8 protein-coding genes are annotated in these 11,599 nt (G+C 66.8%); 5 read left to right on the top strand and 3 right to left on the bottom strand.

The genetic code is table 11. The features are described from left to right. Window positions 1–23 precede the first annotated feature (23 nt). The 4 genes from NI1_RS33895 to NI1_RS33880 all read left to right on the top strand — a co-directional run bounded on the left by NI1_RS33895 (window position 24) and on the right by NI1_RS33880 (window position 5,045). Window positions 24–1,217: a type III polyketide synthase gene (locus NI1_RS33895; protein ID WP_439957331.1), complete on the top strand. Its 1,194-nt coding sequence runs from the start codon at window positions 24–26 to the stop codon at window positions 1,215–1,217. Window positions 1,218–1,253: 36 nt separating this feature from the next. Next, a complete protein-coding gene (locus tag NI1_RS33890; protein ID WP_067829581.1) occupies window positions 1,254–3,248 on the top strand; it encodes an ATP-binding cassette domain-containing protein in 1,995 nt (664 codons plus the stop codon). 68 nt (window positions 3,249–3,316) lie between these two features. Next, window positions 3,317–4,168, top strand: a complete 852-nt coding sequence (locus tag NI1_RS33885) for a helix-turn-helix transcriptional regulator (protein ID WP_067829578.1) — start codon at window positions 3,317–3,319, stop codon at window positions 4,166–4,168. A gap of 85 nt (window positions 4,169–4,253) precedes the next feature. Beyond that, entirely contained in the window at window positions 4,254–5,045 is a 792-nt protein-coding gene (locus tag NI1_RS33880) for an SDR family NAD(P)-dependent oxidoreductase (protein WP_067829843.1), read from the top strand. A 5-nt stretch (window positions 5,046–5,050) separates the two neighbouring features. Here NI1_RS33880 and NI1_RS33875 read toward each other — a convergent pair whose 3' ends face one another. From NI1_RS33875 to NI1_RS33865, 3 genes are all read right to left on the bottom strand, one after another. Continuing rightward, the gene (locus NI1_RS33875; protein ID WP_067829576.1) at window positions 5,051–5,404 is read right to left on the bottom strand and encodes a cupin domain-containing protein; all 354 of its coding nucleotides are present in this window, start codon (window positions 5,402–5,404) and stop codon (window positions 5,051–5,053) included. 153 nt (window positions 5,405–5,557) lie between these two features. Next, complete coding sequence (gene uvrA, locus NI1_RS33870) at window positions 5,558–8,617, bottom strand: excinuclease ABC subunit UvrA (RefSeq protein WP_067829573.1); 3,060 nt, start codon at window positions 8,615–8,617, stop codon at window positions 5,558–5,560. A gap of 151 nt (window positions 8,618–8,768) precedes the next feature. Then, the gene (locus tag NI1_RS33865; protein WP_174564549.1) at window positions 8,769–9,560 is read right to left on the bottom strand and encodes a sigma 54 modulation/S30EA ribosomal C-terminal domain-containing protein; all 792 of its coding nucleotides are present in this window, start codon (window positions 9,558–9,560) and stop codon (window positions 8,769–8,771) included. Between the two features lie 301 nt (window positions 9,561–9,861). On the opposite strand from NI1_RS33865, the gene NI1_RS33860 reads away from it, so the two are divergent. Further along, entirely contained in the window at window positions 9,862–11,592 is a 1,731-nt protein-coding gene (locus NI1_RS33860; RefSeq protein ID WP_067829567.1) for a sensor histidine kinase, read from the top strand. The last annotated feature ends 7 nt before the right edge of the window (window positions 11,593–11,599 follow it).

Raw genomic sequence — 11,599 nt, 5'->3', positions numbered from 1 at the left:
CCGAGGGGAGAAAGTTCGTGTCTATCACCATTGATGAGGGGGGCGCTCAGCCTTTCGCGGCAACCCGCTACACGACGGGGAGCGAGACCTTCGACCTGGCCCAGCTGCCGCCTACGCCGCCGACCACGATCGCTGTGATCGAAAGCGTCGCAACCGGTTCGCCGGCCCAGGTCTTCGATCAGACGGATGCCGCCGCGCAGGTTGCGGAATTGTTCTCTGATCCTACCCAGCGGGCGCGAATTCCGCGGGTGTACCAGAAAACCAAGATTGATACGCGGCACCTGGCGGTCAATCCGGTCGATCCCGAATTCCTCGCCTACTCCAAGCTGCGGGGCACCATCCGGGAGCGGATGCATCTGTTCAAGGAGCTCGCCACCCCGCTGGCGGTCGACGTCGCACAGCGCGCGCTGGCCGGAATCGCCTCTCCGGCAAGCGATATCGGCCAGGTGGTGTTCGCCACCAGCACCGGTTTCATCGCGCCCGGCGTGGACGTGGCCGTGGTCAAGCAGCTCGGGCTCTCCCCCGCGGTGAACCGCGTGATCGTGAACTTCATGGGCTGCGCCGCGGCCATGAACTCGATCCGCACCGCCACCGATTACGTGCGGGCCAACCCGGACAAGAAGTCGCTGGTCATCTGCCTCGAATTGAGTTCGGTGAACGCGGTTTTCGACGACAACATCAACGATGTCATCATTCACAGCCTCTTCGGTGACGGCTGCGGCGCGGTCGTCATCGGTGCGGGCGGGGTGCAGCAGCCGCTCTCGCCCGGCAAGATCGTCATCCGGGACAGCTTCAGCTACCTGTTCGACGATGCCGAGGACGGAATCGTGCTGGGCGTCAACGACAACGGCATCACCTGCGATCTGTCGGAGAACCTCCCGCAGTACATTCTGCGCGGGGTGAACCCGGTCATCACCGAGGTGCTGGACCGCCACGGCATGAGCAAGCGCGATATCGATCTGTGGGCGATCCACCCCGGTGGCCCGAAGATCATCGAGCAGTCCGTTGCCTCCCTTGGGATTTCCCCCGATGTGGCGGCGCCCAGCTGGGATATCCTTGCCGAGCACGGCAATATGCTCAGCGTCTCGCTGATCTTCGTGCTGGAGAAGATGATCGCTCAGACGGAGACCGACAAGCCGATCTCGACCGGCGTGGCCTTCTCCTTCGCTCCGGGTGTGACTCTCGAAGGCGTGATCTTCGACATCGTCCGCCGGTAATACGGCGCACCCCTGCCGTTTCAGAGAGCAGCAATCATGCAACTCATCAGATTCCTCATCTCGATTTCCTGGGTGCGGATCGTCGCCGTCGTCGCCGCGGGTCTCATTGCCGGCGTGGCGAACACCTACCTGGTGACACTGATCCGCGGTGTGGTGTCACCACCACCGCACCCGCCGGTGTCGGTCCAAGCCTTCGTCGTCACGGCGCTGGTCATCCTGATCAGCGGCGTGGTGTCGCAGGTGCTGCTGATCCGCCTGGCCCAGGACGCGATCTACCGGCTGCGGTCGGATCTGAGCTCGAGCATCGTCTCCGCGCCGCTCGAGCAGCTGGAACGGCTGGGCATGCACCGGCTGATGGCCACCCTCACCGAGGATGTGCGGTCGCTCTCGCAGGCGGCGACCGCCATCCCGAGCATCTGCGTCGACCTGGCCACGATCGTGGGGTGCTTCGTGTACCTCGTGATCGTGTCCGGGACCGTCTTCGCGGTCACCGTCGCGGGCACGCTGCTCGGAATCGCTTGCGTGGAAGTGATTCTCAAGCGGGTGCGCACCCTGTACAAGGAGGCGCGGGAGAACGAGGACTCGCTGCTCCGCTCCTACCAGGCGGTCACGCTGGGCATCAAGGAGCTCAAACTGCACCGCGGCCGGCGCCGGGACTTCATGGAGCGGCATCTGCTCGGCACCGCCGGCAGCCTGCGCGATCAGAATGTCGAAGCCGGTTCGAAGTTCTCCATCGGCCAGGGCTTCGGCCAGCTGCTCCAGCTGGGCACCATGGCGCTCATCCTGTTCGGGATCGCGCGCTGGTTCGAGCTGGATCAGAGCGTGATGGTCGGCTACGTGCTGGTCACCACCTTCCTGTCGATGCCGATGCAGAACTTCATGCACCGGATTCCGGACCTGCTGCGCGGCGATGTGGCGCTGAGCAAGATCCGGACCATGAACCTCGACATGGAATCCATGCACAACGAGGAGAACCTGCCCTACGACGACCGGCCGCCGGTGGAATCGGCGCGGCTGGAGCTGGTGAACGCCGGCTACAGCTACCGCTTCGAAGCGCCGTCGACGGTGCCGCCGATTCCCGGTGGGCCGCCGGACGGTCCGCCCGGAATGGGTGGCGGGCCGCGCGGGGCCGGTCTGCATCCGGCCGCCACCCGGGCGCAGCTCGCGGCCGGTGACGGTCCGGAAGGCGTTGCGGGACAAGCGGGTCCGGACGGCCACCCCGGTCATCACCACCCCGGTCACCCGGGTGGTCCGGGTCAAGGCGGTCCCGGTGGGCCGCCCCCGCATCCGAAGGGCCGGCGTCCCGCCGGTCCGCCCGGAGCGACCGGCCCGGACGTCAACGGCCACCGCTTCTTCAACCACAGCGGCCACGACAACCGTCCGCTGCCGATGGATCGCCGTCCCCTGGAAGCCAACGGGGAGCACGGTTTCGAGCTCGGCCCCATCGACCTCACCTTCGAACCGGGCCAGATCACCTTCATCGTCGGCGGCAACGGCAGCGGCAAGTCCACCCTGGCGAAACTGCTCACCGGCCTCTACGTCCCGCAAACCGGTTTCCTGTCCCTCAACGGCGAACAGATCAACCACCAGAACATCGAGTGGTTCCGCCAGCACTCCTCGGCCGTCTTCACCGATTTCCACCTCTTCGAGGACTACCTCGGCTTCGAGCCCGGTATCGACGAGCAGGTCCGAAAGTACCTGCGCGAGTTGCAGATCGACCACAAGGTGACCGTCGAGAACGGCGTCCTGTCCACCATCGCCCTCTCCCAGGGCCAGCGCAAACGCCTGGCGCTGCTGACCGCCCTCCTGGAAGACCGCCCCATCCTGCTCTTCGACGAATGGGCCGCCGACCAGGAACCCAAGTTCCGCGACGTCTTCTATCGGGAGATCCTCACCGACCTCAAGGCCCGCGGCAAAACCATCATCGTGATCACCCACGACGATCGCTACTTCCACCTCGCCGACCAACTCGTCAAACTCGACTTCGGCAAGCTCGCCGAAAAGAGCGAAGCGACAGTGGCGGCGGAGTAACCGCGAAACACGGCGACGACGGTGCCCGGTTCGGACTAAGTCCGGACCGGGCACGGTTGTATTCGGGCATGGCCAGCGAAGCAGCAGCAGCGAAACGGGTCCGCCGGGAAGAGCTCCGGGACTTTCTGCGGACTCGGCGGGCGCGGTTGACACCGGAGCAGGTCGGGCTGGTCTCCTGGGGAGCGCGGCGCACGCCGGGGTTGCGGCGGGAGGAAGTGGCGCAGCTCGCGGGGGTGGGGGTGTCCTGGTATACGTGGCTGGAGCAGGGGCGGGAGATCAATGTTTCGGCGGAGGTACTGGAGGCGGTCGGGCGGGCGTTGCGGTTGAGTGAGCGTGAGCGGGCGCATCTGTTCGTGCTGACGGGATTGAATCCGCCACGGGCGCAAGGGATTACCGGGGGCGAGGTGGAGCCGGAGCTGCGGCGGGTGGTGGAGTCGTGGGCGCCGCGCCCGGCGATTCTGCGGGATCGGTACTGGAATCTGCTTGCCATCAATGACGGGACTCGGGCGGTGTTCGGGTATGGCGATGCCGATGAGAACTGCCTGATCAGCTTTTTCACCAATGCGCGATATCGGGATCTGCATACCGAATGGGCGGCCATCGCGCCGGAGGTGGTGGCGGCCTATCGAGCGGATGTGGCGCACGCGCCGGGTGATCCGGCCTTCGCGCGGGTGATCGGCGAATTGAGCGCGGTCAGTGTGGAATTCGCCGAGCTGTGGGCGCGTCACGATGTGGGCGCACCCACGCGGACGCGGAAAGCGGTGCGGCATCCGGAAGCCGGGGAGCTGGTGTTCGACAAGACCACGCTCGCGGTGATCGATCACCCCGAGTGGTATCTGGAGCTGTACGACCCGCGGCCGGGGACCGGGACCGAGCAGCGTTTGGCGCGACTGCTCGCCGGTGGGCTGGTATCGGCGTGACCGTGTGACCGAGCAGCCTGGTGGTGGCGGACCCAGGTTGGCCGCGCACTGTTTGCGGGGTCTCCTGCTCGGAATGCTGAACGGCATGACGCACAGCAATTCTCGATTCGATGGCAAGATCGCACTTATCACCGGCGGGACCAGCGGCATGGGCCTGGCCGCCGCGAATCGCCTGCTGGCCGAGGGCGCACGGGTGATCATCACCGGGCGGGACGAGAAACGGCTCGCGATCGCGGCGGCGGAACTCGGTGCGGGACTCACCGCTACCGAGCAGCGGGAGCGCATTGTCGCGGTACGCGCGGATGTGGCCGAGCTCGGCGAACTCGACGAGCTGATCGAGACCGTCCGGACTCGATTCGGGCGGATCGAGGTGATCTTCGCCAATGCCGGTGTGGCATCCTTCGATTCGATCGAGGCGGTCACCCCGGACGAGTTCGACCGGGTAGTGGGAATCAACTTCAAAGGCGTGTATTTCACGATTCAGCGGGCCTTGCCGCTGCTCGTGGACGGCGGCGCGATCGTGATCAACGCTTCCTGGACGCTGCATCGCGGCATGCCGGGGGCCTCGCTGTACTCGGCCACCAAAGCGGCCGTGCACAATCTGGCGCATACCCTCGCGGCGGAGTTGGCGCCCAGGCGGATTCGGGTCAACTCGGTCAGCCCGGGGTACATCGCGACGCCCATGTTCCATGACAATGTGTCGCCCGAGGCGCACGACGAGGTGCTGGCGGCGGTGGCGGCCGGCCGGACCGGGACCGCCGAGGATGTGGCCGGCGCGGTCGCCTACCTGGCATCGGCGGAGGCGTCCTATGTCAACGGACAGGATCTGATCGTCGACGGCGGGTTCGTGGCCGCCATAGCCGCGCCGATGCTGTAATCGGTTCAGTCGCCGGGGAATTCGATGAGCGGCGACTGGTCGGCGGCCAGCAGGAAGTAGCCGACGAAGGTGACGTCCTCGTCGAGCGCGTCGAAGCGGGTGATGCGGGCGGCTTCGGGTTCGAAGAAGTAGTCGCCCGGGCGCAGGACGCGTTCGGGTTCGCCCTCGATCCGGTAAGCCACGGATCCGGATTCGATGCTGCCCACCACGGGGCAGTTGTGCACGTGCAGGCCCGCCACGGTGCCGGCGGGCATGGTGATGCGGCGGACTTCCACCCGGGAGACCCGTTTCGCCTGCGCGAAAGCGACATTCAGCAGTACGGAGCGGGTGACATTCGACGGAAGTTGATCTTCGGACACTTATCCAGCCTAGTCAGGCGGCCCATCGCCGGACCTGACGATGGCATGACTGGCACAGAATGTCGGTTGCTCGTCGCATCGTTGTCCGAAGCCGATCATCGGCGGGTAACCCGTTGGGTGGCATCCGATCAGCCGGATGCCACCCTTGCGGACTCAGCGCAGTGCGGCGGCCTTGCGACGGGCGGCGGCGGCCTTCTTGGCGGCCGCGGCCTGGTCCGGATCCTTCGGGGCGGCAGCCTTTTTCGCGGTCGACTTCTTCGCGGTGGAACCGTTGGCCGGGGCAGCCGCCGCAGCGGTGGCCTTGGCGACGGTCTTCTTGGCGATCGCCTTCTTCGCCGGCGCCTTCGGAGCCGCGGCATCGGCGGCCAGCACGTCCTTCAGGAACTGGCCGGTGTAGCTGTCCGCCACGGCGGCAATGTCTTCCGGGGTGCCCTGGGCGATGACCATACCGCCGCCGGAACCGCCTTCGGGACCCATGTCGATCACCCAGTCGGAGGTCTTGATGACGTCCAGGTTGTGTTCGATGACGATGACCGTATTGCCCTTGTCCACCAGGCCGTTGATGACGGTCAGCAGTTTGCGGATGTCCTCGAAGTGCAGGCCGGTGGTGGGTTCGTCGAGGATGTAGACGGTGCGGCCGGTGGAGCGCTTCTGGAGTTCCGCGGCGAGCTTGACGCGCTGCGCCTCACCGCCGGAGAGGGTCGGCGCGGACTGGCCGAGCCGGACGTAGCCGAGACCGACATCCACCAGGGTCTTGAGGTAGCGGTGGATGGAGGTGACCGGTTCGAAGAACTCGGCCGCTTCCTCGATGGGCATATCGAGGACCTCGGCGATGGTCTTGCCCTTGTAGTGGACTTCCAGGGTTTCGCGGTTGTAGCGCGCACCGTGGCAGACCTCGCAGGGGACGTAGACGTCCGGCAGGAAGTTCATCTCGATCTTCAAAGTGCCGTCGCCGGAGCAGGCTTCGCAGCGGCCGCCCTTGACATTGAAGGAGAAGCGGCCCGGCTGGTAGCCGCGCACCTTGGCCTCGGTGGTGGCCGCGAACAGGGTGCGGATCTTGTCGAAGACGCCCGTGTAGGTGGCCGGGTTGGAGCGCGGGGTGCGGCCGATCGGCGACTGGTCGACCTGCACCAGCTTGTCCAGGTGGTCGAGACCGTTCACCCGGGTGTGCCGGCCGGGGACCTGGCGCGCGCCGTTCAGCTTGTTCGCCAGCACGGTCGCCAGAATGTCGTTGACGAGCGTGGACTTACCGGACCCGGAGACGCCGGTGACCGCGGTCAGCACGCCGAGCGGGAAACTCACGTCGATGCCGCGCAGATTGTGCTCGACCGCGCCCACCACCGTGAGCTGCTTCTTCTTGTCGAGCGGACGGCGCACCATCGGCACCTCGATGCGCTCACGCCCGGAAAGGTAGGCGCCGGTGAGGGATCGCGGATCCTTCAGCAGCCCCTCGTACGGTCCGGAGTACACGATGTGACCGCCGTGCTCACCGGCGAGCGGGCCGATATCGACCACCCAGTCCGAGGCGTGGATGGTGTCCTCGTCGTGTTCGACCACGATGAGGGTGTTGCCGAGACTCTTGAGCCGCGTGAGGGTTTCGATCAATCGGCGGTTGTCGCGCTGGTGCAGGCCGATGGACGGTTCGTCCAGCACATACAGCACGCCGACCAGTCCGGAACCGATCTGAGTCGCGAGCCGGATGCGCTGCGCCTCACCACCGGAGAGCGTGGCGGCCGCGCGCGACAGCGTCAGGTATTGCAGGCCGACGTCCAGCAGGAAGCCCAGGCGCGCCTGGATCTCCTTGATCACCTGCGCGGCGATCGCGGCCTGGCGCTCGTCGAGGGTCAGCGAGTTCAGGAAGTCGGCGGCCTCGCCGATGGACAGATCCGACAGCTCGGCAATGGACTTGTGCCCACCGCCGGAGGCGAGCGTGACGGCCAGGATCTCCGGGCGCAGGCGCGCGCCATTACACACGGGGCAGGGGATATCCCGCATGTACCCGTCGTAGTGCTCCTTCATCGCCTCGGATTCGGTGGCATCCATGCGCCGCTGCAAGAACGGCATGACGCCTTCGAAATCGGCGTAGTAGGAACGCTTCCGGCCGTACCGGTTGGTATAGGAAACGTGCACCTGCTCGGAACTGCCCTCCAGCACGGCCTTTCGTGCCTTCGCGGGCAGGTCCTGCCACGGGGTGTCCATGCTGAAGCCGATGGCCCCGGCCAGACCCGACAGCAGCCGGGTGAAGTATTCGGCGGTCTGCCCGCGCGACCACGGCGCGATGGCGCCCTCGGCGAGGCTCAACTCCGGATCCGGCACAACGAGATCCGGATCGACCTCCTTGCGGATACCGAGACCCGTGCAATCCGGGCAGGCGCCGTAGGGCGAGTTGAAGGAGAACGAGCGCGGTTCCAGATCCTCGATATCGAGCGGATGACCGTTCGGGCAGGCCAGCCGCTCGGAGAAGCGCCGCTCCCGGTCGTGCGCGTGCTCGTCGCGATCCACGAAGTCCAGCACCACGATGCCGTCGGCCAGCCGCAGCGCGGTCTCGATCGAATCCGTCAGGCGCTGTTTGGAACCGGGCTTCACGGCGAGGCGGTCCACGACCACCTCGACATCGTGCTTCTCCTGCTTCTTCAGCTTGGGCGGGTCGGTCAGCGGATACACCACGCCGTCCACCCGCACGCGGGAGTAGCCCTGCGAGTTCAGCTGGTCGAACAGGTCGACGAATTCGCCCTTGCGGGTGCGCACCACCGGCGCGAGCACCTGGAACTTGATGCCCTCCTCCATGGCGAGCACCTGGTCCACGATCTGCTGCGGCGACTGCTTCTCGATGAGATGACCGCAGGTCGGGCAGTGCGGAATGCCCGCGCGCGCGAACAGCAGGCGCAGGTAGTCGTAGACCTCGGTGATGGTGCCGACCGTGGAGCGCGGATTGCGGTTGGTCGACTTCTGGTCGATGGAGACCGCCGGCGACAGGCCCTCGATGAAGTCCACATCCGGCTTGTCCATCTGCCCGAGGAACTGGCGCGCGTAGGCCGAGAGCGATTCGACGTAGCGCCGCTGACCTTCCGCGAAGATGGTGTCGAAGGCCAGCGAGGACTTGCCCGACCCGGACAAGCCGGTGAATACGATGAGGCTGTCACGGGGTAGGTCGAGATCGACCCCTTTCAGGTTGTGCTCCCGTGCTCCGCGCACCGTAAGGCGATCCGCCACTAGCCGTCCTTCCAACGTTTCGGCATCCAGAACTACCCCCGACGCCATGCTAGGCGTGCCCACCGACAAGTTCGGTTCAGGCAAGCTCAACGCTGGTCACAGCGTGTTTATTTCACTCACGCCGCGCATGCGGACCGCGATGCGGCCGTCGTCACACCGCTTTCGGATACACCGGTTCACCGAGATTCTCGGTCGCGCCGATCGCGCTCGGCAGCTCCGGCACGCCGCGGCGCGCGCATCCGGTGGTGATGGCCCGGGGCGCGAGCGCGCGTTCCCGCGGCCGGCCCTCGGCATCGGCGGCGGTCACCAAGGTCAGGTCGCCGTCGAATCGGCGATAGAGCAATCGCCCGCGCAGGGTGTCCGGATCGGTGAAGAAGAGATAGGGCAGTCCGCCCCCGCACAGCACCGCGGCCGCCTCGTCCTCGAGCAGCACCGGCACCGGATCCCGATGCTGGCGCAGGGTGCGTACCGACGCGGACCCGGACCAGCACACCACCGCGTCGAGTCCGGAGTCGGCGTCGGTGAACAGGTGTGCGTCGTAGTCCAGAGCATCGAGAGTCTTGGCGGCGGTGGCGGGCGTGGCGACCTGTAGTAGGCAATCCTTGCGCCGCACAATCGGTTTCGGCGCGCTCACCACGCCGAGATCCGGTCGTGCCGGGTCCGGCCAGGGCCGGGACGTTTCGTCCGGTGGACAGCCCAGTCGCAGGTCGAGGCGTTCCAACGCGAACGTGGTCGCAAACCGTCCCGGCCCGGCGACCTGAACCCGGTACGCCTTCCCCAGCGCCCGGATTCCGGCTTGTACCAAGGTGGTTTCGCCCTCGGTACCGGGCCAGTCGAGGCGGGCCCGTACGGGTCCGTCCAGCCCGTGCCGGCGCAGGATCCGGCCGAGGCCGCGCACCAGTCGGGTCACCTCGGCCGGTGGAACGGGCCCGCGTGTGGTCACGACGAAATCCGGATCGATACCGCTCGACCACACTTCCGACGCGCCCATAGCCGACCCACTTCCCGTTTTCCGACCCGGCAACCCGTACCCATGCCATCACGCTCGCTGCCGCGCCGACAGTGCCGAAGGTCCCAATCCGGACCACTTTCCGGGAAATTATTCCGGTAAAAGGTTGGCAATAAGTTGCTTCACTCGAAACCAACTGTGGGACAGTCACGTTCGACAGAACAATCATCCGGCAACCGGGTCCGCCGTAAGATACCCGGTGCCGTGTGCGCCTCCGCCGGACAGCAGGACACTCATGCACGACGCCCCACGCACCGGTCCCTACTCGGTGCGTGACACGCTGTCGCAGCTGCGATTACGCGAGTTGCTCACCGAGGTGAAGGATCGGGTAGAGCAGATCATCGACGCCCGCGATCGCATCGACGGGCTCGTCGAAGCCATGCTGGCGGTCACCTCCGGGCTCGATCTGGACCAGACCCTGCAAACCATCGTGCGCGCCGCGACCGGACTGGTCGACGCCCGGTACGGGGCACTCGGGGTGTGCGGGCACGAACAGCTGCTGGCCCAGTTCATCTACCACGGCATCGACGATCGGACCCGCACGCTCATCGGCGAACTCCCGCAGGGGCACGGCGTGCTGGGCCTGCTGCTGCGCACCCCCGAGCCGATCCGGCTGGACAATCTCGCCGGGCATCCGGCCTCGGTCGGCTTCCCGCCGCATCATCCGCCCATGCGGTCCTTCCTCGGCGTGCCCGTGCGGATTCGCGGCGAGGTGTTCGGAAACCTCTACCTCACCGAGAAATCCGGCGGACACCCGTTCACCGAGGACGACGAGGTGCTGTTGCAAGCGCTCGCCGCGGCGGCCGGTATCGCGGTGGACAATGCCCGGCTCTACGAATCCGCGCGCACCCGGCAGGCCTGGATCGAGGCGACCCGGGACATCACCACCGAATTCCTGGCGGGCACCGAACCCAATCAGGTGCTGGCCCACGTGGTCGAGCACGCGCGCGAACTCACCGCCTCGCAGCGCGCGCTGCTGGCCGTGGTGCCCGACCCGGACGCGCCGCCCGAAGAGGTCACCGAACTGATTGTGGCGCAATGGTCGGGGCCGGGCGAAGACCGCGCGCACCCGACCGTGCGGACCACCGGCACCGAGATCGGCCGCGCGCTCAACACCCGCACCCCGCTGCGTTTCGACGATGCCAAACGGGTGGACCTGGGGCGGTTCATTCCCGACCTCGGGCCCGCGCTGGTGCTGCCGCTGCACACCCCGGATTCCACGCTGGGCGTGCTGATCACGCTGCGCACCGCCGAATCCCTGCCCTACTCCGACGAATTGGTGGAGCTGATCGGCGCGTTCACCGATCAGGCCGCGCTGGCAATGCAATTGGCGGTGGCGCAGCGGCGCATGCGGGAACTGGACATCCTCACCGACCGCGATCGCATCGCCCGCGACCTGCACGATCACGTGATCCAGCGGCTCTTCGCCGTCGGGCTGTCACTCCAGGGCACGGTGCCGCGCGCCCGGGTTCCCGAAGTGCGGCAACGCCTCTCCGACACCATCAACGATCTTCAGGACGTGGTCGAGGAGATCCGCACCTCGATCTTCGACCTGCACGGCGGCAACGGGCACTCCACCCGGCTGCGCCAGCGCATCGAACGCGCGGTGAAACAGCAGACCACCGATACCGAGATCCGGGCGCTCATGCACATCACCGGCCCGCTGTCGGTGGTGGAGCCGAGCCTGGCCGATCATGCCGAAGCCGTTGTGCGCGAAGCGGTCAGCAATGCGGTGCGGCATTCGGGGGCGGGCACCATCACCATCGATATCGGGGTGGCCGACGATCTCACCATCGTGGTCGCCGACGACGGGTGCGGCATCCCGGACGGCATCACGCCCAGCGGGCTCACCAACCTCGCGCGGCGCGCCGAGGAGTCAGGCGGCCGGCTCGCGGTCTACCCGCGGCGCGATGCCAACGGGGCGGAGACCGGTACCAAGCTGCACTGGTCGGTGCCACTGCACTGACGCGGCG

It is taken from the genome of Nocardia inohanensis NBRC 100128 (assembly GCF_001612945.1).
GTDB classification, from domain to species: Bacteria; Actinomycetota; Actinomycetes; order Mycobacteriales; family Mycobacteriaceae; genus Nocardia; species Nocardia inohanensis.
The sequence above is the reverse complement of the archived record's forward strand: the minus strand, read 5'-3'. Positions and strand labels throughout refer to the sequence as shown.

Coding starts and splice junctions, on each gene's coding strand:
- NI1_RS33890 (WP_067829581.1), top strand. CDS start 1,254: ATGCAACTCATCAGATTCCTCATCTCGATTTCCTGGGTGCGGATCGTC.
- NI1_RS33885 (WP_067829578.1), top strand. CDS start 3,317: ATGGCCAGCGAAGCAGCAGCAGCGAAACGGGTCCGCCGGGAAGAGCTC.
- NI1_RS33880 (WP_067829843.1), top strand. CDS start 4,254: ATGACGCACAGCAATTCTCGATTCGATGGCAAGATCGCACTTATCACC.
- NI1_RS33860 (WP_067829567.1), top strand. CDS start 9,862: ATGCACGACGCCCCACGCACCGGTCCCTACTCGGTGCGTGACACGCTG.